Source organism: Flammeovirga sp. SubArs3 (assembly GCF_947387565.1).
In the GTDB taxonomy this organism is placed as follows: Bacteria; Bacteroidota; Bacteroidia; order Cytophagales; family Flammeovirgaceae; genus Flammeovirga; species Flammeovirga agarivorans.
This window is the reverse complement of record NZ_CANDOA010000004.1, coordinates 587,904-611,561: the sequence shown is the minus strand read 5'-3', so window position 1 is coordinate 611,561 and position 23,658 is coordinate 587,904. Positions and strand designations below refer to the sequence as shown.

The window sequence follows — 23,658 nt, the reverse complement described above, 5'->3', positions numbered from 1 at the left end:
ATAACGACAATAATATTTCTACAATAATATGCTCTATCATTTATTTAGTTACTTAGACAAAGAATACGACTTAGCCGGAGCAGGCTTATTTCAATACATTACATTTAGAGCAATGCTTGCAACCATTTTTTCTATGGTTTTCATTGCTGTTTTTGGCAAACGTATAATCCAACAATTGCAAAAAATGCAGATGGGTGAGATTGTTAGAAATTTAGGCCTAGCAGGTCAGATGGAAAAGACAGGTACACCTACAATGGGTGGCATCATCATTATCGGTGCAGTCGTTTTTCCTGTTTTATTATTTGCTGATCTAAGAAACGTTTATATTCAATTATTGATTACAACAATACTTTGGACTGGAGCAATTGGCTTTTTAGACGATTATTTAAAGAGAATCAAAAAAAATAAAGATGGTTTATCTGGTAAATTCAAAATTTTAGGTCAAGTGGGTTTAGGACTTATTGTTGGTCTCACTTTATTAGTGAATGAAGGTGTAACTGTACGTAAGTTCAATACAAATTTACCCTCTTCAAAACCTGTTTCTGAATTAGTGAGCACTGAAAATTATCAGGATATTAAAAGTTTAGAAACTACAATTCCTTTCTTAAAGGATAATGAAATCAACTATTCCGAATTACTTCCAAATGAAACTGCATCTAATGTATTGTATGTACTATTAGTCATATTTATTATTACAGCAGTTTCGAATGGTACAAATATCACAGATGGATTAGACGGTCTTGCTGCTGGCACATCCGCTATTGTAGCTACTGTATTGGCAATATTTGCCTATTTATCAGGTAACATTATTTTCTCGAATTACCTAAATATTATGTATATCCCATACTCTGGGGAAATAGCTATTTTTGCTACTGCCTTAGTGGGTGCATGTATTGGATTTTTATGGTACAATGCCTACCCTGCCCAAGTTTTTATGGGCGATACAGGTAGCCTTGCACTTGGTGGTGTCATTGCAAGTTTAGCTATTGTATTGAGAAAAGAATTGATGCTACCGTTATTGTGTGGAGTATTTTTAGTAGAAAACTTATCCGTAATGATTCAAGTATTCTATTTCAAATACACCAAAAAGAAATATGGTGAGGGACGTAGGGTATTTTTAATGGCTCCTTTACATCACCATTACCAAAAGAAAGATATTCCTGAACCTAAAATTGTCACAAGATTCTGGATTGTAAGTATCCTATTAGCTATTTCTACAATCCTAACGCTTAAAATTAGATAGTCATGCAGGAGAAAGTCTTAATACTTGGTGCTGGAGAAAGTGGTGTAGGTGCTGCTCGATTGGCAAAAGCTAAAGGATTTGATGTTTTTGTTTCTGACTTTGGTACTATTCCGCAAGCACAGAAAGATGTTTTAAAAGCTGAAAATATACCTTTTGAAGAAGGTACTCATGAACGAGCACCAAGGGAAGTTAAGGTTGTAGTGAAATCTCCTGGTATTCCTGATAAAGCACCAATCGTTCAAGAATTAAGAGCCAATAGAGCAAAAATATATTCTGAAATTGAGTTTGCTTTCCAATACTCAAAAGCAAAAGTAATCGCTATTACAGGTACTAATGGTAAGACAACAACTACAAAACTAATATATCATTTATTAGAAAAGTCTGGATTTAACGTTGGCTTAGCAGGTAATATTGGAATTAGTTATGCCAAAGAGGTACTTGAAAATGACTACGATTGGTATGTCCTTGAAATTAGTAGCTTCCAATTGGATGATATAGAGACTTTCAAGCCTAATATCGCTTTACTATTAAATATTACTCCTGATCATTTAGATAGATATGCTTACGATATTGATAAGTATGCTCAATCGAAATTTAGGATTATTGAAAACATGGATAAAGAAAGTACTTTTATCTATGGAGAAGACGACCCTCAGGTGGAATTACAATTGAAAAAGCATCAAATTGTACCATGGGCAATTGGATTTAATCACACATTTTTCAAGGAAGATCACTTAGCAATACCTTTTAAAGGAAATACTTATACTTTCACTGACCTTCCTTTAAAAGGACCACATAATGTTTGGAATATGAGTGCTGCTATCCTAGCAGCTTTATCTGCTGGATGTAGTTCCGATTCAATTCAAAAAGCATTACCATCATTCATTGGAGAACCTCATCGTTTGCAAGAAGTGGCTGTAGTAAACAAAGTTACTTTTGTGAATGACTCTAAGGCCACCAATGTTGAAGCAGCATTTTTTGCCTTACAAAGTTTTGACAAGCCAATTATATGGATTGCTGGCGGTACAGATAAAGGTAATGATTACTCCATGCTTCAAGATACAGTTCAGCACAGGGTAAAATCATTGATCTGCTTAGGAACTGACAATAGTAAATTAATTGAAGCATTTAAAGAGCATAAACCAATTGCTGAAACTACTGATGTTAATAAAGCAGTAGAATTAGCTATGGAAATGGCAGATGAAGATGATGTAATATTATTATCACCTGCTTGTGCCAGTTTTGATTTATTTAAAAATTACATGGATAGAGGCGAACAGTTTATGAATGCTGTTCATCAATTATAAAAATATTGACCTATAAGAACAGATGGAGAAACTGTTAAGTAAATTAGAAGGAGACCGAGTAATATGGGCAGTGATGATTTCATTATCCATGTTCTCTATATTAGTTGTCTATAGTGCAACTGGTTCTTTGGCATACATGCAGGCCAATGGAGATAATGAACACTACCTATTAAGACATTCCACTTTAGTATTTATTGGGATGATTGGTGCCTACGTATGCCACAAGGTAGATTATATTTTCTATTCTAGATTATCAAGATATGCCTTACTTCTTTCTATTCCACTTCTACTTTTCACATGGTTCTTTGGTTCTGAGATAAACAGTGCATCGCGTTGGATCAGTATTCCATTTATCAACTTTACTTTCCAACCCTCTGATTTAGCTCGATTGGCCTTAATTACCAATATGGCATCCATGCTATGGAAAAGGCAACGAGATATTGGAGAGTTCAATAAAGCCATAGTACCTCTACTAGTATGGACAGGTATTATCTGTGGATTGATCGGTGTTTCAGATATTTCAACTGCATCGTTATTGTTTCTAACGATCATGCTTCAATTATTTATTGGACGTGTTCCTGTTAAGTATTTAGTGATGCTAGTAGGTATCGGCATTCTGGCAGGAGCTTTTGTTTATCAATTTGGTCAAAGAGGTGGTACTGCTGTTAGTCGTCTTACCTCATTTATGAGTGAAACAGAAGTACCTTATCAAGCTGAGCAATCTTATATAGCTATATCAACAGGCGGATTATGGGGTAAAGGTGTTGGAGATAGTACGCAAAGAAACTTTCTACCTCATTCCTATTCTGATTTTGTTTTTGCAATTGTAGTAGAAGAATACGGATTGATTGGGGCTATAGTCATCATTGGATTATATCTTACTCTACTTTATCGGGGAATGATTATCGTTGCCAATAGTCAAAAAGCATTCGGGGGTTTATTAGCGTCGGGGCTCACCTTTAGCTTAATACTTCAATCTTTTGTTCATATGGGCGTAGTCGTTGGATTATTACCATTAACAGGTCTTCCATTACCTTTAATTAGTATGGGTGGTACTTCCTTATTATTTACAGGTATGACCATCGGAATTATTCTTTCAGTAAGTAAATCGACTCAAGAAGAATCGGAAGAAGTTCGTTTCAAAAGGGCAGAAAGATCGAAAAAAAGAATGGGACAAGATGGAACAAACAGACCTAAAAACGTACGATTGAATTCATAATATAAAAGAATCATACATATTATTTTCCTTGTCTTAATATTTAGACAAGAACACAAAAGTCACTCTAATCTAAGGGTGACTTTCTTTATTTATTACAAATCATTCAACTGTCTATAAGAATAATACCATACTTAAAAAGTACATGAAATGAGAAGTCATAATTATTTGGTCTAAAATAATCACAAAAGCAACGAAACCTCACTTCTCTTTTTTTTACCTCATCAACTTTTGACAAGACATTGATGTTTGTTTAATTGAATTCCTGTTAGACCTAATTTTAAAATTCTATTCAATCTATGACTTACAGCACTACTATTCAGGATCAGTATAAGAAGATGCTACATACTATTTCTCAGCAGATCAGAAGCAATTCTGTTGGCGAATTAGAGATCTTACACAAAAGTATACATCAACTCTGTAAGCTATCCGGGAGTAGTTATGGCTTCATAGGTTTAGTAGAAGACCAACATTACTTAACGAACTATAAACAACTTATAGAATGTAACCAAAATCATGGCCGTATCCCTATGATGGGGAACGGTCCATTATCAACGCCATCAAAGGCACATCGTTATTTGAAATTATCGTATCATAGAAGAGTACCATTTTTCAGTTTCGATCAAGAACGTTTTAATAGTGGAATGTCTTGGTTTTCTTATATACTGATCCCTATCTATGACAACTCCAGACAAGTTGGATTAATTGGTTTATGTGATAGAAAAAGTGGTTATGATAAGAACTTTATATTAGAAATTTCTCCTATATGCAGAGAACTAAGAAAGATCATACTACAGAATTTCTATAAAACAGATATTTCTAGAGCACAACCTGTATACAGTTATTCTGTACATACTGAATCTCCAGCTTTTGATATAATGCTCACTATAGATGATTTTTACAATACTAAATTGAGTAATATCGTCTGGACCCAATACTTTGGCTCTAATAAAGCATTGATCACTGATTTAATTGTAAAAGAGGATCACGCTTCTTTTTATGATTTAATCCAAAAAGCAAGAACTACAGGATTATCTCAGAATACAACATTAAGATTTAAGCGTAAGAATAAAACCTTGTATTTTAAAACAAGGATTCTTTTTCTGAGAAAGTCCCATCAAATACAAATTATTGCACAAGATATATCCGACCGATTCTCACAGTCAACAGACAGTAAGGTTCGAAAGGACTATCTTCGGCCTATTAGACTTTTGTTTTAAAAACCCAATAAAATATTAGATACTATAGTGTGACTACTTAAAAATATTTCTTTACCTAAAAATACCTATTCAGTCTTATTGGATAGGTATTCTTCTATTTTAGAGAGAAGTGAATTACCATAAAACTTAGGAGAAGAATGGTCTTGTTTATTTCTTAATCCTAATAGTTTTTCAGCTTGTAACATCGTTAAGCTCCTTAACTTTACTTCTTCAGAGGATGATACAAAACCTCCTTTTAAGATGGCATAGCATTCTTGTAAATTCAATTCAAAAGGTTCTTTTTGCATGTTAGTTTACACATTTAAGTGGTATTAAATTGCAAGCTACATCAAGATATTGGGAGGATTCTGCTTTTATTTTGTCTTAGAATCAGACCACATCGATTTTGCCACCGTGGCTTGCTTTGCTCGGTTGGCACCATTTAAGGTTCTTGATGTTTTCAGTACAATTTTAGTAAACAGATTTATTCCGAGCAATTAATTTCAATTCATTAACACTACTGTCTTACCTATTAAAATGATTACGCTCACCTTCATCATCATATTTCGGCATTTTTTTGTAAATTGATTACAAACCTAAATAACATGCAATCGATTAAATTCTGTAGTTACTCTTTAATACTTTTCCTTTTTCTTACAAGTTGTGAATCAGACAAAGAGGCGATCAAGAATGAAGCATACCCTCTTGAACTCCCTTCACATTTTGGAAAACAATATACATTACCAGATCACAACCCTACAACTACTGTTGGTGTTGAATTGGGACGTATGTTATTTTACGACACCCAATTATCAAGAGATCAGTCTACTTCATGTGCTACTTGTCATCAACAAAAATTGGCATTTACAGATGGAAAAGCATTAGCCGAAGGAATTCACGGTAGAGTGGGTACTTTTAGTAGTATGTCTATCCAAAATGCCCCTTGGCAAGCTAAATTCTTTTGGGATGGAAGAGCAAACTCTTTAGAGCAACAAGCCTTAGAACCTATTGAAAATCCTTTGGAAATGGATATGACACTAACAGAAGTGATTGAGCGGTTAACTTCTGACGATAGATATCCTGAACTATTTAAGATTGTATTTGGTAGTGAAGAAATTACAGAAGAAAGAATTGGTATGTCAATCGCTCAATTCGAAAGAACATTAATCTCAAGTAATTCAAAATATGATCAATACCTAAAAGGTAGCTATACCCCTACTGAAGAAGAATTATTGGGTATACAGTTATTCTTCACACACCCAGAACCATCACAGAACTTAAGAGGTGGTAACTGTGGCGACTGCCACCTAAATATTCTAACTTCTGGAGATGGTAAAGGATTTCGTGGTTTCCACAATAATGGTTTAGATAATGATGAACAACTAAAAGATGGATTAATGACGGTAAGTGGGTCTATCTATGACAAGGGCAAATTTAAAGCTCCAACATTAAGAAATATTGCTGTAACAGCTCCATATATGCATGATGGAAGGTTTTCGACTCTTGAAGAGGTTATTGAACATTACGATGAACATATCGTGATGAGTGCCACACTAGACCCTTTGATCAGAGAAGCAAGCAATGAACCTATTTTTCCAGGAGACCCAATAGTATTGCATTTAACAGCAAAAGAAAAGAAAGCTATATTAAGCTTCTTGAAAATGTTAACCGATGAAACCTTCCTTAATGACCCCAAGTTTTCTAACCCATTTACGGATGAATAAATAACTTATGGTTCTACTACTTCAGATAGTCTTTTTAATAATCGTTTACAAGTAAAGGCTACCTCAATAATTTTATGCAAATTTGTTTACCTTTTGTTAAAAAAGGATCGGATTATCATTCAAAAAGATTCAAATATATATTATGAGTTTAGATAAAGAACTTGAAAAAAGAAGTAGAAATACCTGTGAATTATGTGGTGCCACTGAAAATTTATCTCCTTATTTAGTTGAACCAAAGTCATCTAAAGATACATCAGACCACGCTTACTTATGTAGTAATTGTCAAACTCAGATTGATAATGCTGATCAGATGGATGTGAACCATTGGAGATGTCTTAACGATAGTATGTGGAATGAAAATCATGCTGTACAAGTTCTTGCATGGAGAATGCTAACCAGATTAAGAAGTGAAGGTTGGCCTCAAGATCTTTTAGATATGCTTTATTTAGACGAAGATACTCAAGCATGGGCAGAAGCCACAGGTGAAGGTATTTCTGATGAAGATAAAGTGATCCACAAAGATGCCAACGGTGCTACATTGGAAAATGGAGATTCAGTTGTTCTTATTAAGGATCTAAATGTAAAAGGTGCTAACTTTACAGCAAAGAGAGGTACAGCTGTTCGCAATATCTCATTAGTTCATGACAACCCCGAACATATTGAAGGTAAGGTAAACGGTCAGCAGATTGTGATACTTACAAAATATGTAAAGAAATAAATTGGGAATTAATTATCAACATTCTCATAATCTTGAAGCCTTGTTGGATATTTCCTTCAAGGCTTTTTCTTTCTCTCATTTTTAGGATTTTCTCACAACTTATTCTATCAGTTTAATAACTTTTCACCAAACTATTGTTACCTAAAATTTATTAACGAGTTTAACCACTGATTGTGTGCGACTTTAAACTAATAAACACCGTATACTAACTACTGTCAATTAACGATTTCCAACCTATTGTTTACATTATGAATGAGGGGAGCAACAACAAGTTACATACTTTATCATCAATTAGTATTTTAGATTTAATATCATCATTCTCAAATCAATTAACATTGGAATCACAGAAAGAAGTGATTAAAAATGTACTATTGATTAGAAATGTTGATTACAGAGATCATGAAAGAATTCTAAACATTGATAATCTTTCGAAGAAAAAAGTGATATACCATGTCTTGGAAGAATTTAACCTACCTCCAGTAGATATCTATATCACCGAATTATTGGATTGCTTAGAAATGGAAATTTCACTTCATTCTAAAAATACACAATAGATTACTGAACATACAAAAGTGATTACACTCGCATTAGTAAGATCTATTGTCTACCTTTTCGTCTTCTATTTTTTTGATATCTCGGTACTCCTGAAAAGGAATCTGTAATAGATTCTTGATGGGTTCATTCTCTTGTGGGCTCATATGAGTATCAATTCCATATGTCAACATTTTATTATCTACATTGGCATATGTTCCAAACACATGATCCCAAACTGAAAATATATTTCCATAGTTGGTATCCGTTAAAGGCTGTTGAAAATGATGATGTACATGATGCATATTTGGAGTAACAAATAAACAAGCCACTATTGCGTTTAATTTTTCTGGCAAAATAATATTTGCATGATTAAACTGAGAAAATATTACAGACAAAGACTGATATAGAAAGATCATGTAAATAGGAGCTCCAACAACAAATACCGCTAAAATTGTCGCAAACAACCTAAGAAAGCTTTCTCCCGGGTGATGCCTATTTGCAGTGGTAGTATCCACATTAGTATCTGTATGGTGAATCAGGTGAAAAAGCCAAAACCACTTTACCTTGTGATTAAGGTAATGAATACCATATGCACCTATTAAGTCCAAAAACAACAAACCAATTAATATTACTATAGGTGTAGGTAAGAAATCTAACCACGACATGATACCAAATTGATGATTTGTTACCCAGTCTGAAGTCCATACCATTACAAATGCCAAAGATAGATTTACAATTGCTGTAGTTATCGTAAAGAATATATTAGTTGCAGCATGTTTCCATTTGATATATGAGAATCTAAAAAGAGGGAATAAACCTTCCAACATCCAAAAAAAAGTAATCCCACCAACTAATAAGACAGTTCTGTGGCTTGATGGCATAGTTGAAAAGTATTCGATAAGTCGTTCCATAGTCGTGAAAATAATTGAATAGTTATTCAATATATTAAATCCTCGAAAAGAAAGCCACTGTTAATAGAATATTGAACTAAGGAAATTTGATAAAATTCTATTTTATTTAATTATTACAACACTTTATTAGAAATATACAATTTAACAAAATAATAAAACATCAATCTTAGAATAGTACAATAAAATTGATCGATTTTGGCTCTAAAAACGCCTTTTGTTAACAAATAGACTACTAATTCTTTAACATCATATTAGAGAATCGTTAATAATTGTAACTTTTTAAAACCCCTCCCGTTACTTAAACCATAACCTGAAACACTAAAAGAAACATCAAAAAGGATCATCAACTAGACTAGCTTCTTTAACAATCATATTTTGTATGACAAAGTAAACAGAAGACTTAACATCATTGATATGATGCATAGTTGACTCCTTATTCTAACCCCAATTTTACTATTTCTTATTGTATAATTATCCTACTAACTTTTACTCTATCTTACATAAAACAAGGGCACATCCCGAGTTACAAATCATTGTGCTCTTGTTTTCTTATGACCCTTTTCCCCCATTCTCAATCCTCTTACTATAGAGAAAAATATTTAACCGAATTATTTGTTGCTTTTTGATTAACAATTCGTTGGTTGAGACTTCTTATGACATTCAAAAGAATACTTATATACACCACAATATCACAAATGAGGTTAATACCTCAAAACACAGTAGAAAAGTTACTTAAACTTACCGGTACTTATCCGGTAAGTTTTTTATTTTATAAAGATATCATGTTCTAAAGTCATTAGTCTTTTAATGAAAAAAGACTGCTCATTCCAATATCCTTTATTCAAGTCTGCTACAACGACCCCTGTACTTGTACCACAATGTATCATTTTCACATCTTCCTTTTCTATGCGATAGATAATTCCTATATGATACACGTCTTTATAATTATTGGCATTTTCTGCTCCAAAGCATACGATATCCCCTTCTTGAACTTGCCCTAACGGAATTGACTTTCCCAACATGGCAATCCTCTTTGAATTATGAGGGAACTCGAATCCAAATTGTTTGTATACATACAGTACAAATCCTGAACAATCAAACCCATCGTACGGGTCTTCTTTAGCATATTTGTAGGGAACTCCGATATAATCGTCTGCTTTTTTGGCAATTTTCTCAGGAGAAGTTTTGATGTCTTCCGCTTTAAAAAAAGTTTCATAGATACCTTCAGAAAAAGAAAAAGAAAAAGGTGAAATTTCCTCTACTTCCGCTGTAAGAATAGGAGATGCTTCCTCTTTAATATTTAATGGTTCATCAAATAATTTAATACTCCAATTATTGGCTAAATCTGCCTCATCTGGACGATCAAAAGTGATAGACTTATCATAAAATTCTTCAAGGTACTGTCTTAATTTATTAGTTAATACGCGATCTTTTTTTTGAGGGTCATCAATTTTTTGACAATACAATTCATAGTTTTTTAGTGATGTATTGATATATCTCCACTGTGTTTTAGCATAGTTCAATTGTCCCTGCCCTTCGAACCAAGCAGCCCAACTCATATACAAAAAAGGATAAGCTGCATCAGGATATTTCTGCTGTGCTTTCATGCCTAAATGCATTACCTTTTCATACTTCCCTTTATTTAATGTCTTTCGTAATTTTTCTATTGACTGAGCATGTAATGAATGAATCGTAATTATTCCGATAAAGAGTAATAGTAACTTTTTCATGATCCAGTAAGACAAAAGTTTTCAGTTTATCAATTCACATATCACTTTGTTTTTTTAAATTGTAATATCAAAATGAAGAATGCAGTGATATATATCAAAAGTACGTAATTTTTAAGAATTTACTGTATTGCTTATCAAGCAAATAAGCATTGAATGATTTTGTTGCTGTCGTTTTAAATAAAGAAAATACAAAATACCCCTAATAATATGAACTACGCTGTCCAGCCTGGAGACACATTATACGGCATTGCCCGAAAACATAACCTATCTACTGATGACTTAATTTCATTAAATAATTGGTCGTCTGTACCCACTTTACAAATTGGTCAAGAAATTATTGTAGGAAAAAGTAGTACTCCACAAAACAATACAAAAGTCGAACCTGCTTCAAGTGGTAAAACACATACTGTTGTTAAAGGTGATTCATTGTACGCTATAGGAAGAAAATATAATATATCCCCTGCGAGAATACTTACTGAAAATAACTTAGGAACAAATGCAGGAATATACATTGGGCAGGTTTTAAAAATCCCAAGTGAAGAGCAAGAGAAAACAACAACCGTTACACCTACTCCAAATACATCAGGACAACAGAAAATTCATAAGGTTGATGCTGGAGAATCGTTATATGGTATTGCTAGAGAATATCAAACAACTCCTCAAGCTATTTTAGCAGCAAATGGCTTACCTGCAAATACACCTATTTATATCGGACAAGAGTTGAATATTCCACCTGGTTCAACAAATGCTCCTACAACTACAGTAAGTACACCAAAACAAAGTTCTTCAGTTCCCAAGCAACAACCTCCAAAAGTATACACGGTACAACAAGGAGACACATTGTACAAGATATCAAGAGAAGTTGGGTTAACCCCTCAAAAAATTCTTGAGCTAAATGGGTTTGATGCGAATACTCCAATACAAATTGGACAAGAACTGAAAGTAACGGAAGAAACGAGCTCATCAGGAAGTACTTCCTCCCACTCTACAACAACAGTTAAACCACAGAAAGAAACTCCAAAACCATCTAAGACATCACACAAGATTTCTAGAGGTGAGTCTCTATATGCTATTGGAAAAAAATATAACGTTTCTCCTGCAGAAATTTTAGCTTATAACAAGTTAACCCTTGATGCTACAATTTACATTGGTCAGGTACTTCATATTCCCCCTCAATCACAAAAACCTTCTGCTCCGAATCCAACATCTAGCCCTAAAGCTCCGGAAAATCCAAGGTATCATGTTTACACTATTCAGTCTGGAGATTATTTATCAAAGATTGCCAAGAAATTTGGAGTAACACCTCAGGAAATTGTTGCCGCGAATCATATTCCTAAAGGAAGAATTTATGTGGGTCAGCAAATCATGATACCTAAGCAAAGTGGTGGAACAACCGCCCCTTCACCACAGCAAAATACATCTTCTAATATCCCTAATGCACAAGGACGCTCTATTTATCAATTGAGTAAACTAGATGGCAAAACCATCTTTGCTAATGGACTTAGAAATAAAATTGGTTCTAGGTACAATATGATTGTCGATGATGTAGAAAATTTGCAAAAACGTCTGATTCAATTGGGATTATTAAGTTCATCTCATGGTGAAAATGTAAGGCAAATAGCACAATCATATAGCGGTCAGGTTCCCGGTAGCAGAGTTCCTAACACTCTAAGCGCATTAAGAAAAATGCAGGATAGATTCCGACTGAATTGGTGGGTAGGAACAAATGCAAGGTGCCAAATGTTGGGTACAAACCAATTTACATATGGTGAAGTGAGTCCACATGATGCAACCTACAAATTCTTAAAAGACTTTACTAAGTTCACATTAAAGTTCCCACACCCTGTTAATGGCCAAACAGAAACCGCTGAGTTCCAAAACTTTGTTTATAGTGGGTATAACCAATATTATGATGGTGTAGGGTATATCGGAAAATCTCTTCCTAAAGATATTCCATTGAGTGTATACACTGATGTAGGACTTTCTCCAGTTATGGCTTCAGCGATGCAAGTTGTTTCGAGTCATGAGGGTAATTTTGATGCGATTAATAGCTATGATAAAGCATTCTTCTCGTACGGTTTTATTCAATTTGCTGGTGGAGGTAGAGGTTTGGCACCACTTATAGCAAGAATGAAAGTGACTCAACCCGCTCTTTTTAAATCTATTTTCCAAAGTGTAGGGATCGATGTAGAGTACACTACTCGTAATAATGATATCCATCAAGGGGAGTTAATTATTGATTTCCCAGGAAAAGGTAGATTAAAAGGTATTGAAGCCGAAAAGGCACTAAGAGGAGATCATCAACTATATGGTCCTTTTATTAGAGCTGCGTTCCACCCCGAATTAATAAAAGCCCAAATTCTACAAGGAGTAAAGGCCTATGCAAAACCTGCTCTCGGAATTAAGCTTAATATTAATACGGGTAGGTTCTCTCAAAGTAATTTATTGATCACTGAAGTGATCAACTCCGCTATGGGTTTGGGATTTGCCATTGATATGACTGTAAATAAATGGATAGTAAAAACAGGCGAAATGTTTTCAAATGCAATCAATGCCATTGCCAGACAAAAAGGTCTTCATTCATTACAACAAATTATGATGATTGATGAAAGAGAAGTTCTTCAAGAAATTGTCAGACAAGAAGGCGGGGCTGATAAACGAGTTGCTGATAGAGGTAATAGTATGCTTCATAGTGGATTAAGTTCAGCAAAAAATCCTACTAAAGGTCAAGGATTAATTGCATAAAAATATTTATTACAAATAATTTTCAAAGCCATGCATAAGCATGGCTTTTTTCTTGAAATATCACAATTTCAATAGATTACGATCTAGTTTATAAAACATGAAATGAAAAAATTAAAAATCATTCATTTTTCATAATCTGATAGATATTTGTGTACTTTCAAGATTTTACGAGATTCGCAGAATATTCTTCACTATTTGAAGGATTCATTCTTGTTTTTAAACAATCTTAGGCTTAAATTATTTATTACTATGAAAATCGAAAATCCGATTAGCATCACTGACAGTGCTGCTGAAGAGATAAACAATATATTAACCCAGAAGAAAGTTCCAGAAGGATACGCCCTTAGAGTCGGTGTAAAAGGTGGTGGTGGCTGTGGAGGAGCTCAATTCACTTTAGGCTTTGACCAAGCAAAAGAAACCGACATTGAATATGAAACTAAAGGCATCAAAGTGCTTATTGAAAAAAGACAAATGATGTTCCTTTTAGATTTAGAAATTGATTTTGAAGACAGAAGAGATGAAAGAGGCTTCGTCTTTAACAAAGTGTCCGCTCAGTAGCTTTTGATTACATTCAATTAACGATGACAGAAAAAAGTACTACATCTCATAATGACAACGCAAACATAAAAGCTTGGATACCCTTGATCATTGGTGTCTCTGTAGGATTAGGCGTCATTATTGGTTCTCATTTAAGATCACCAAGCCCGACAGACAAACGTTTGACGGTGGACTCTAATGCCTCAAAATTTGAACGTTTACTTAATTATGTAGATAAGTATTATGTAGATACTGTTGATATTGATCAGCTGACACAAAAAGCGATTGATATTGTCCTTAAAGATCTAGACCCTCATACTGTATATGTCCCTCCTTCTGAAGCCGACATTATGGCTTCCCGATTAGATGATGGATTTGAAGGTGTTGGTATTGAGTTCCGTATTATAGATGATACTCTTAAAGTACTTTCTGTAATGCCTGGAGGTCCATCAAAAAAGACAGGTGTTAGAGCAGGTGATAAAATTATTACTGTAAATGGAGATACTATTGCCGGTAAGTCAATTGCGAACTCAGAGATTGTCAAGAAACTAAGAGGAAAGAAAGGAACTACTGTCGATATACAAGTCAAAAGAAAAAAACAAGACGAGCTACTTGCCTTCTCGATCACAAGAGATATTGTCCCTACTCCTTCTGTAGAAGCTAGCTATTTGATTGATAACGAAACGGGATATATCAAAATCACAAAGTTTGCCACAAAAACCTATGATGAGTTTCACAATTCATTATTAAAACTCAAGTCAGATGGCATGAAAAACCTTGTGATTGACTTAAGAGATAATGGTGGTGGATTCTTAGGACAAGCTGTAAAAATAGCCGATGACCTATTACCAAAAGACGATCTGATCGTTTACACTGAAGGAAAAGGGAATGAGTTCACTGAAAAAGAATATAGTCTTAGAGACCCTTCTTTTGATGGGCCTATCGTTGTCTTGGTGAATGAAAGAAGTGCTTCTGCCTCAGAAATAGTTACAGGTGCGCTGCAAGACCACGACAGAGCATTAGTAGTAGGGAGGCGAACCTATGGAAAAGGACTAGTACAACGACAAATTCGTTTGAAAGACAACTCCTTACTTAGATTAACAATCTCAAGGTATTTCACTCCGAGCGGAAGAAGTATACAAAAACCTTACGGCGAAGGTATATCTTACAATGAAGACATCTCACAGAGGTATGAGAGTGGTGAGTTATTTAATAGAGATAGTATAAAAACTGATAAAATGCCCCAATTTAAAACCGATAACAATAGAGTTGTTTATGGTGGCGGAGGTATAATTCCTGATAATTTTATTCCATTAGATACATCATCAGTTGGTATTTATTATTATACATTGGAACATACCGATATGTTAAGAGACTTTGCTCTGGACTATACTACTGAAAACTATATTGATCTTCAAGAAAATGGTATTGACCATTTCATGGAAAAATTTGATCAAGAAAAAAATCTAATTCGTAATTTAGAAACGTATTCTGAGCAAAATGGTATTCATAAAAGAAAGCAAACTGATTTTGACCAGAAAACGGATGAATATATTAAACACCGTATTAAAGTTCTTATTGCCAGAGCAATGTGGGGTGACAGTGGATATTATAGAGTAATGAACACTAAGGACCCTATGGTTGATGAAGCAAAACGAATTTTTAAGAATGGTTTAGCAAATGAAGATTCTACAAAAAAAGTAGAAGGATAATATCTTTAGGTTACAATTCGTTGTAACAGTAACTTAAGAACTATGTATTTCTCAACTTCTGATATAGATATAATTGTTGAAACTATTAAAAAAGATCTTCAAGAAAATGAAGTTTATCTTTTTTTAATAGCTGATGCTAGTGAGGAAATTATTCCATCACTCATTGAAGCCTGCAATTCTGCTTCTATTTCTTGTATGGGAGCCATTTTCCCTATACTTATTGCTGAGAATCAATTTTATGAAGAAGGGCTTATTGCTTTTAAATTCAATAGTTCTTCTTCTCCAATGATCATAAATAATGACAGTCCTTTTGATATTAATTATATCAACAAATCAGACAATAACGCATTTTTATTTATAGATGGTCTCTCACTTCAAGTCCAAGAGATGATCGAAGATATTTACCAATATCTAGGAGCTAATTTCTCTTATTTTGGAGGTGGAGCAGGTTCTTTATCTTTAGTACAAAAACCTTGTGTATTTACAAACCAAGGGTTAATGAAAGACAGTGCTATTTTCTGTACTACTTCTGATAACTTTAACTTAGGAATTCAACATGGTTGGAGTAGAATCCATGGTCCATTAATAGCAACAAAAACAGAGAAAAATAAGATCGTTGAGCTGAATTGGCAAAATGCATTTGAACTGTATCAAGAATTTATTAGAGAAAACAACCAATTAGAAATCAATGAAGAAAATTTTCTAGAAATTGCAAAATCTTATCCATTTGGTATGATGAAAGAGGGACAAGAAGATATTGTCAGAGACCCTTATCTAGTGGATAAAAACGGTGCATTAAACTGTGTAGGTGAGGTATTAGAAAACAGTGTACTATACATACTAAACAGTACACAAGAGCATCTGATAAAAGCTGCAGAACAAGCCACAAAAGACGCTACCCTACAGCTCAATGAAGACAATACCATACAACCTATTGTGATGGATTGTATTTCTAGGTATTTATTCCTTGGTGAAAATTACCCGCAAGAAATTAATGTCTGTAAAAAGATATTAAAGGAAAAACAGTTAAATGATAATATCATAGGTGCACTATCAATGGGTGAAATTTCATCCTATGGAAATGGACAATATATAGAGTTTTTCAATAAAACTATTGTAATTAATGCTATCGACCAACCAAAATAATGATGTTTTACAAGACATGATGCTATTGTATGAATTGTCACTTCAGACAGGACGTACGTTAGATTTTCATGAAAATATAGACAACTTTATAAAGTTACTTTTACATCGTAAGAGTTTAACATCAGCATCATTATGGTTAAAAGCTAGCACAATCAAAAGGTCATCACTTACCTTATTGCCTATAAACACTCATGATGCAGACTGGATTCGCATGATCAATTACCCGATCAAAGAAATACACAAACAGCAAACTGCACTAGTAGAACATTTTCTATCCTATTCATCTGACGAAGATATTTATTCGTTCGTCGTAGAGAAACCATATGTCATCCATGAAACTATAAACATTAAAGAAGGTACATACTTCTTTTATCGACTTGACAATTTTGGTTTTATCAAATTATATTCATCTATTCCCAACGATGAAAAAATCAATAAAAAAGCAGTTAAAAAACTTAGAGTAGTATTTGACCATTTTAAAAACTCGATCATTGCTTCTTTAAATCAATTAAAGCTTGAAATAGAAATTGATAAATCTAAATCGATGAGTAATGAGGTTTTGATGACAGCTAAATTCCCTCAACAAAACCCCTACCCCGTTTTACGATTTACAAAAGACGTAGAATTACTGTATTTCAATGCTCCTGCTGAACGTATAAAAGGCCACTTTTTGGACCTAAAATGGGCATATGCTACCATGTTCTCTAAAACCTTAAATACAAATGAGATGAAGGTTTATGAACAGGTGATTGACGGGAAGTTTTACTCCTTTACCGTTAAGCCTATTCCAGAATATGGTTATGTTAATATTTATGGAATGGATATTACGAGCAGGAAATCCATTGAATACAAATTAAAGGAAGAGAAAGACAAGGCAGAAAAATTGGCTAGAGTGAAGATGGAATTTCTATCCACTATGAGTCATGAAATTCGAACACCAATGAACTCAATTATTGGTTCGCTTAACCTACTAAAAGATACCACTTTAGATGATTATCAGTCCAAAAAATTGAAAATGATGAGATTTGCAGCTGACAACCTGCTACGTCTGATCAATGAAATTTTGGATTTCAATAAATTAGAAGCCAACAAGGTAAGTTTGGAAAGAATACGTTTCCCATTGATCGAAACAATGGAAAACTTATTTGCCATGCATACTGATAATGCTGAAGATAAAAACATCAGCTTAAATTTAAATCTTGAAAAGGTACCTGTAAATTATATCATTGGAGACCCTACTCGATTATCTCAAATCCTATTAAACCTTATCTCTAATGCCATTAAATTTACTGATAAAGGCGGAGTAGATATTACGGTAACTAGCACATTTAAGAACAAAAAAAGTGTCGTATATCAATTCAGTGTCAAGGATAGTGGTATTGGTATATCACAAGACCGAATTGACAATATTTTCGAAGCATTTACACAAGAAGATAGTAGTACAACAAGAAAGTTCGGAGGAACAGGGTTAGGTTTAAGTATCACAAAAAAATTAGTGGATTTACTTGAAGGTAGCCTTGAGGTAGATAGTAACGTAGGCGAAGGAACTAACTTTATTGTTACTCTACCTTATGAAATTGCAGCGAATCAGAATGATGAGGAAGAAGACTGGAACCAAGGAGAAATCACTAGAATTGAAAACTTGAACGGGGTCAGTGTTTTATTGGTAGACGACAATGATTTCAACATACTTATTGCCTCTGAATTCCTGAAAAGATGGGATGCCACTCTATATGTAGCTAAAAACGGAGAGGAAGCATTAGATCAATTAAAAAGAACAAAACAACAAATAGATATCGTTTTAATGGACCTTCAGATGCCTGTGATGGATGGTTTTGAAGCCACTAAAATTATTAGAAGTTTTGAAGAAGACTATTACCAAGAGTTGCCTATCATTGCATTAACTGCAGATGTGGCAAGTGAAGAAGTCTTTTCCTTGGATCAAAAAGGTTTTGATGATTTTGCTTCTAAGCCTTTCGAACCCGATTCATTATTACAAAAGCTGATCAAGCATATCCAAAAAAAGAACATCAAATCCTAAAAAATTTAAGATTGTAGTTGAAAATCGGATTATGACTGTATTTTTGTACGTTATTTTATTTTAGTAATCAACGTCCAACTACATTATTTAGCTTCTTTTATGGATACTCAAGAGCAAAAAATGCTAAAAAACCTAAGTCCGACAAAAATGTTTCTTCCGATTCTAGTTGGTCTTGGCGTCCTATTTTACATGATTTGGTCTGATGATAGTATAAATCTCGATCTCATTATTGAAAGCCTTGGAAACATGAACCTTTTTTGGGTGTTTCTATCTTTTGTGGTATTGTTTGGGCGTGATATCGGGTATATGTACAGAATTCGTACACTTACCAACAATAAATTAGATTGGAATGCCAGTTTCTTCGTGATTATGCTTTGGGAGTTTGCCTCTGCAATTACTCCTTCTGTAGTTGGAGGAACAAGCGTTGCGGTGTTCATCATGAACAGAGAGAAAATACCCTTTGGTAAATCACTAAGTTTTGTGATGCTTACAGCAATTTTAGACAATATGTTCTTTGTCGTTGCTTCACTACTTGTTATTGCATTGTTTCCTGGAAGTATCTTTCCATCTAATGACTATTCTACAGACCTGCTTGGTTTTACACTTGGACTACCACAAATATTTGCTGTTAGTGTTAGTTTAATCGCTTTTTATACCGCTTTTATGGCTTGGGGATTATTTATAGGGCCAAAATCCTTTAAAAAATTCCTTTGGTTTCTTACATCGTTTAGTTTTACAAAAAGGTGGAGAAGAATGGCTGTAAAAAGCGGAAATGAAATGGTTGTTGCATCAAAAGAGCTAAAAGGACACACTTCTTCCTATTGGGTAAAAGTAATTTTATCTACCGTTTTCATTTGGTCTGCGAGATATGCCATGTTGAATTGCTTAATCAATGCATTCTTACAAATAGATATTTTCAACCTTACTACTCAAGATATATTAGATCAGTTTCTAATTTTTGGCCGACAAATTATCATGTGGATTGTGATGTTAATATCACCGACTCCTGGTAGTGCAGGAACTGCTGAATATTTCTTTGGAGAGTTTTTCAGAGAATTCTTTAAAGATGGAGGTATAGTATTGGTTGTTGCTCTGTTCTGGAGGCTTTTCACCTATTATACTTATCTATTGATTGGTGCAATTGTTCTTCCAAGATGGATTCAGAAAAGGTTTTAATACAATAGAAAAGAGCTATACACTAAAAGGTATAGCTCTTTTTTTGTGTCTTATGTGTGTTTTCGATAATTAGGTAATAGGTAAATAAAAAATCGGTTCAACTAGAAAGTACTCTTTTTTCTTATTGTAAAGGTCGAGATTACCGAAATGAACTACAATTCAGTTTATTAAGAATAGCTACAAATGTAATTTTCATAAAAGAATTCAATAAAACAGCTGATTTTCAAACAATAACTAGGAAAATTTACTTTCATTTTACAAATAGATGTCTGTAAATACAGTATTCTATGTTCTTTCTTACGAACTTTGTACCCCGAACTTAGAATTATGATTAAAAAAGAACATAAATTATCTGATTGGTTACCAATTACGAAGAAAGAAATGGAGCTTCGCGGTTGGGATAGCCTTGACGTTATTATTATTTCTGGTGATGCATATGTAGATCACCCTTCTTTTGGTGCAGCAGTGATTGCCCGCCTAGTAGAAGCAGAAGGTTTGAAAGTAGGAATTATCCCTCAACCTAACTGGAGAGATGATTTAAGAGACTTCAAGAAATTAGGAAAGCCTAATTTATTTTTTGGAGTAACTGGTGGCTGTATGGATTCCATGGTGAATCATTATACCGCTGCAAAGAGAAAAAGATCCAATGATGCTTACACTCCTGATGGTGCTCCAGGTTTCAGACCTGATTATGCCACTGTGGTGTATACTAAAATATTAAAGGAATTATATCCTGAAGTACCTGTTCTTATTGGTGGAATTGAAGCCTCATTAAGAAGAGTAACACACTATGATTATTGGTCAGATAAGCTAATGCCTTCTATACTAAAAGAATCTGATGCAGATATTTTGGTATATGGTATGGGTGAACAGCCTTTAAAGCAAATCATCAAATTGGTAAAAAAGGGCGTTCCTATGCGTTCGTTAAAGACTATTCAACAAACAGCTATTTTACAGCCTGTTGAAGAAGATGTACCAAAAGGTGTCCATTGGAATACAATTGAATTAAATTCTCATGAGAAATGCTTAGAAGACAAAATTGCATTTGCTTCCAACTTTAAGCACATCGAAAGAGAATCAAATAAACAGATGGCTGACCGTCTTGTTCAGGTAATTGGTGATGAAAGATTAGTGATCAACCCTCCTTATAAAACAATGAAGGAGAACGAAATTGATGCTTCATTCGATCTCCCTTATACAAGACTTCCTCATCCAAAGTACAATGGAAGAGGTCCTATCCCTGCGTTTGAGATGATTAAGTTCTCTATCAATATGCATAGAGGGTGTTTTGGTGGTTGTAGTTTCTGTACTATTTCAGCTCACCAAGGTAAAATGATTGCAAGTAGATCCGAAAAATCAATTATCAATGAGATCAAAGAGGTAACAAAAATGCCTGATTTCAAAGGTTATTTAAGTGATTTGGGTGGACCTTCTGCAAACATGTATAAGATGAAGGGTAAGATACAATCGATCTGCGATAAATGTGTCAGCCCATCTTGTATTCACCCTGTTGTTTGTGATAACTTGGATTCCTCTCACAAAGCAATGACTCAACTTTACAGAAAAGTTGATGCAATGCCTGAGATTAAAAAAGCCTTTGTTAGTAGTGGTATTCGCTATGATTTATTAGTTAGTGAATACAATAAATCTGACGAAACAAAGAGTTTGCATGAGTACATGGAACAGGTAGTTACCAGACATATTCCTGGTCGTTTAAAAGTTGCTCCAGAGCATACTTCTGATCCTGTATTACGTATTATGCGTAAGCCATCTTTTAAACATTTCCATACTTTTAAAAAGAAGTTTGATCAGATCAATAAGAAACATGGTTTAAAACAACCACTGATTCCTTATTTTATTTCATCACACCCTGGTTGTGAAATGAAAGATATGGCAAACCTTGCATTGGAAACAAAGGATATGGGTTTCAAATTGGAGCAAGTTCAGGATTTTACTCCTACTCCAATGACAACAGCAACGGTTATCTATTATTCTGGAGTTCATCCTTATACCTTAAAGCCTGTTGATACGGTTAAGGATCCTAGAAAAAAGAAAGATCAGAATAAATTCTTCTTCTGGTATAAAAAGGAAAACCAGTCTTGGATTAGAGATACCTTACGAAAAAGTGGTAACTCAAAAATGGCTGAGGATCTGCTAAAATACCATGCACAACAAAAAAGGGAAGAGCGATTTGCCAATACCACAAGCAATGGTAAACCAACTCCTTCAAAACATGGGAATAAAAATACTCCTTCGAAGAAAAACTCTAGAAATAAGAGAAGAAGAAAGTAAAAAGATAAACATAAAAAAACAGCACTTATTTATTTAAGTGCTGTTTTTTTATTTAGGGAATAAGTCACTATCGCTTACCCTTTGATCCGTCAAAAAATAATAAACCCCACAACAAATATTTGCTATGGGGTTATTCATTAAATTTCAATACTATTTTGAAACCTTAGAATTCAAGTGAAAAGTTTAGAGGAATAATTACCCAAGAAGGTACAGCCTCTACATCACCTGTAATATTATTTGTAACTAACGTTGGTTCAAATTCTAATGCTTTAATTGCTTCGTCTACTCCAGTCGCTAAACGAGTATCAGAACCTTTCATAAAAGTATATTTTTCTACTTCTCCCTGAGCATTAACGTAAACTCTAACTTTAACAGATCCTTCAATTGCTAAATCTTTTCCAACTTTAGGATATGTAACAAGGCTCATTGCACTTTCATAATTTATTGGAGAAGCCTGCTTATATGAAAATAATGGTTTATCGTCGTCTATATTATTTGCGTTTACTGATGCTATAGCAAATGTTAGAGAAAGTAAAAACGCTGTAATTATTCTGATATTTTTCATGTTAGTATAATTTTAATTTAAAAAGAAAAAACAATGCCTTTGTTAACATTGGTGTAATACAAAGGTATATTAATATACTTATAAAATGTATGATAAACACTTTAAAATATAGTGATCATCATCATTACTTCGACTTCAAATTGTCAATTAAAAAGCTAAAAACCAACATTTCGTAAATATTTGTTTTTAATTAATTAGAAATTAGAAGTAATAAAGTGTAACGTAAACATCATTTCAATGTTACTAAATTGTGAACTAAAAAACCTTAATTTTTAATAAGCTGATATAAGCTGCTCATTTTTAATCACAAAAAATTTAAATCCCGACTCTCTTTTACAAGATTTATTTTAGATAAATAACTACTAAAACAACTAAATATTTAGTTAATTAACTATATATTTAGTTGTTAAACTAATTTTTTAGTTGAAAAAGTTGTGAACTAAATTTTTAGTTGATACATTGCAGACATCATCAAATAAATAATTATGAAAAAGCTTACTACTGCAGAAGAACAAGTCATGCAAGTTTTATGGGATCTGGACAAAGGTTTTGTAAAAGAAATAATAGAGCAATTACCAGCTCCAAAACCTGCTTACAATACCATTTCTACTATTATTCGTATTCTGGAACAAAAAGAATTTGTAGGTCATAATACATTTGGAAAGTCTCATCAATACTATCCATTAGTAACAAAAGAACAATACTCTCATCAATATCTTAAGAGTTTTGTGGGGAGATTCTTTAGCGGTTCTTTTGAAAACATGGTTTCTTTTTTTGCAAAAAAGGAAGATGTCAATCTTAATGAATTAGAAGATCTTTTAAAAGATATAGAAGACGATAAACCAAACACTAAAGATTAATA

General features: G+C 33.6%; 19 protein-coding genes and 1 riboswitch. Of the genes, 15 read left to right on the top strand and 4 right to left on the bottom strand.

What is annotated here, in order from left to right; genetic code table 11:
* The first annotated feature begins 28 nt into the window (after positions 1-28).
* The 4 genes from mraY to QL232_RS14795 all read left to right on the top strand — a co-directional run bounded on the left by mraY (position 29) and on the right by QL232_RS14795 (position 4,986).
* On the top strand, positions 29-1,243 hold the full coding sequence (gene mraY, locus QL232_RS14810; RefSeq protein ID WP_168881467.1) for a phospho-N-acetylmuramoyl-pentapeptide-transferase: 1,215 nt from the start codon (positions 29-31) through the stop codon (positions 1,241-1,243).
* A gap of 2 nt (positions 1,244-1,245) precedes the next feature.
* Positions 1,246-2,550 carry a UDP-N-acetylmuramoyl-L-alanine--D-glutamate ligase gene (gene murD, locus QL232_RS14805; RefSeq protein ID WP_281614675.1) on the top strand — a complete coding sequence of 435 codons (1,305 nt, stop codon included), beginning with the start codon at positions 1,246-1,248 and terminating at the stop codon, positions 2,548-2,550.
* Positions 2,551-2,572: 22 nt separating this feature from the next.
* A complete protein-coding gene (locus QL232_RS14800; protein ID WP_281614674.1) occupies positions 2,573-3,769 on the top strand; it encodes an FtsW/RodA/SpoVE family cell cycle protein in 1,197 nt (398 codons plus the stop codon).
* A gap of 296 nt (positions 3,770-4,065) precedes the next feature.
* Entirely contained in the window at positions 4,066-4,986 is a 921-nt protein-coding gene (locus QL232_RS14795) for a hypothetical protein (RefSeq protein ID WP_281614673.1), read from the top strand.
* A 65-nt stretch (positions 4,987-5,051) separates the two neighbouring features.
* On the opposite strand, the gene QL232_RS14790 is transcribed toward QL232_RS14795, so the two are convergent.
* On the bottom strand, positions 5,052-5,273 hold the full coding sequence (locus QL232_RS14790) for a hypothetical protein (protein ID WP_168881471.1): 222 nt from the start codon (positions 5,271-5,273) through the stop codon (positions 5,052-5,054).
* Positions 5,274-5,330: 57 nt separating this feature from the next.
* A riboswitch (SAM-I-IV-variant riboswitch) is annotated at positions 5,331-5,428 on the bottom strand.
* 142 nt (positions 5,429-5,570) lie between these two features.
* Here QL232_RS14790 and QL232_RS14785 point away from each other — a divergent pair.
* The 3 genes from QL232_RS14785 (at position 5,571) to QL232_RS14775 (ending at position 7,961) form a co-directional block, all read left to right on the top strand.
* The gene (locus QL232_RS14785) at positions 5,571-6,689 is read left to right on the top strand and encodes a cytochrome c peroxidase (protein WP_281614672.1); all 1,119 of its coding nucleotides are present in this window, start codon (positions 5,571-5,573) and stop codon (positions 6,687-6,689) included.
* A gap of 142 nt (positions 6,690-6,831) precedes the next feature.
* Entirely contained in the window at positions 6,832-7,407 is a 576-nt protein-coding gene (locus QL232_RS14780; protein WP_281614671.1) for an alkylphosphonate utilization protein, read from the top strand.
* Positions 7,408-7,655: 248 nt separating this feature from the next.
* Entirely contained in the window at positions 7,656-7,961 is a 306-nt protein-coding gene (locus tag QL232_RS14775; RefSeq protein ID WP_281614670.1) for a hypothetical protein, read from the top strand.
* A 33-nt stretch (positions 7,962-7,994) separates the two neighbouring features.
* Here the strand turns inward: QL232_RS14775 and QL232_RS14770 are convergent, their stop codons facing one another.
* Together QL232_RS14770 and QL232_RS14765 are read right to left on the bottom strand one after the other, a co-directional pair.
* A complete protein-coding gene (locus tag QL232_RS14770) occupies positions 7,995-8,852 on the bottom strand; it encodes a sterol desaturase family protein (RefSeq protein ID WP_281614669.1) in 858 nt (285 codons plus the stop codon).
* A 764-nt stretch (positions 8,853-9,616) separates the two neighbouring features.
* Positions 9,617-10,582, bottom strand: a complete 966-nt coding sequence (locus tag QL232_RS14765; protein ID WP_281614668.1) for a C40 family peptidase — start codon at positions 10,580-10,582, stop codon at positions 9,617-9,619.
* 207 nt (positions 10,583-10,789) lie between these two features.
* Between QL232_RS14765 and QL232_RS14760 the strand changes: the two genes are divergently transcribed.
* From QL232_RS14760 to QL232_RS14730, 7 genes are all read left to right on the top strand, one after another.
* Positions 10,790-13,327: a LysM peptidoglycan-binding domain-containing protein gene (locus QL232_RS14760; protein WP_281614667.1), complete on the top strand. Its 2,538-nt coding sequence runs from the start codon at positions 10,790-10,792 to the stop codon at positions 13,325-13,327.
* A 249-nt stretch (positions 13,328-13,576) separates the two neighbouring features.
* Positions 13,577-13,885, top strand: coding sequence for an iron-sulfur cluster assembly accessory protein (locus tag QL232_RS14755; protein WP_211093215.1), 309 nt, complete (start codon positions 13,577-13,579; stop codon positions 13,883-13,885).
* Positions 13,886-13,908: 23 nt separating this feature from the next.
* Complete coding sequence (locus QL232_RS14750) at positions 13,909-15,576, top strand: S41 family peptidase (RefSeq protein WP_168881478.1); 1,668 nt, start codon at positions 13,909-13,911, stop codon at positions 15,574-15,576.
* Positions 15,577-15,618: 42 nt separating this feature from the next.
* A complete protein-coding gene (locus QL232_RS14745) occupies positions 15,619-16,722 on the top strand; it encodes an FIST N-terminal domain-containing protein (RefSeq protein ID WP_281614666.1) in 1,104 nt (367 codons plus the stop codon).
* Positions 16,700-18,763, top strand: a complete 2,064-nt coding sequence (locus QL232_RS14740) for an ATP-binding protein (protein ID WP_281614665.1) — start codon at positions 16,700-16,702, stop codon at positions 18,761-18,763. Before QL232_RS14745 ends, QL232_RS14740 begins: the two co-directional genes overlap by 23 nt.
* Positions 18,764-18,862: 99 nt before the next feature.
* Complete coding sequence (locus QL232_RS14735; protein ID WP_281614664.1) at positions 18,863-19,939, top strand: lysylphosphatidylglycerol synthase transmembrane domain-containing protein; 1,077 nt, start codon at positions 18,863-18,865, stop codon at positions 19,937-19,939.
* Positions 19,940-20,266: 327 nt separating this feature from the next.
* Positions 20,267-22,231 carry a YgiQ family radical SAM protein gene (locus QL232_RS14730; RefSeq protein WP_168881482.1) on the top strand — a complete coding sequence of 655 codons (1,965 nt, stop codon included), beginning with the start codon at positions 20,267-20,269 and terminating at the stop codon, positions 22,229-22,231.
* A 163-nt stretch (positions 22,232-22,394) separates the two neighbouring features.
* On the opposite strand, the gene QL232_RS14725 is transcribed toward QL232_RS14730, so the two are convergent.
* Positions 22,395-22,796 (bottom strand): TonB family protein, encoded by a 402-nt coding sequence (locus QL232_RS14725; RefSeq protein ID WP_281614663.1) that lies wholly within the window; start codon positions 22,794-22,796, stop codon positions 22,395-22,397.
* Between the two features lie 485 nt (positions 22,797-23,281).
* On the opposite strand from QL232_RS14725, the gene QL232_RS14720 reads away from it, so the two are divergent.
* Complete coding sequence (locus tag QL232_RS14720; protein ID WP_168881484.1) at positions 23,282-23,656, top strand: BlaI/MecI/CopY family transcriptional regulator; 375 nt, start codon at positions 23,282-23,284, stop codon at positions 23,654-23,656.
* Positions 23,657-23,658: the final 2 nt, after the last annotated feature.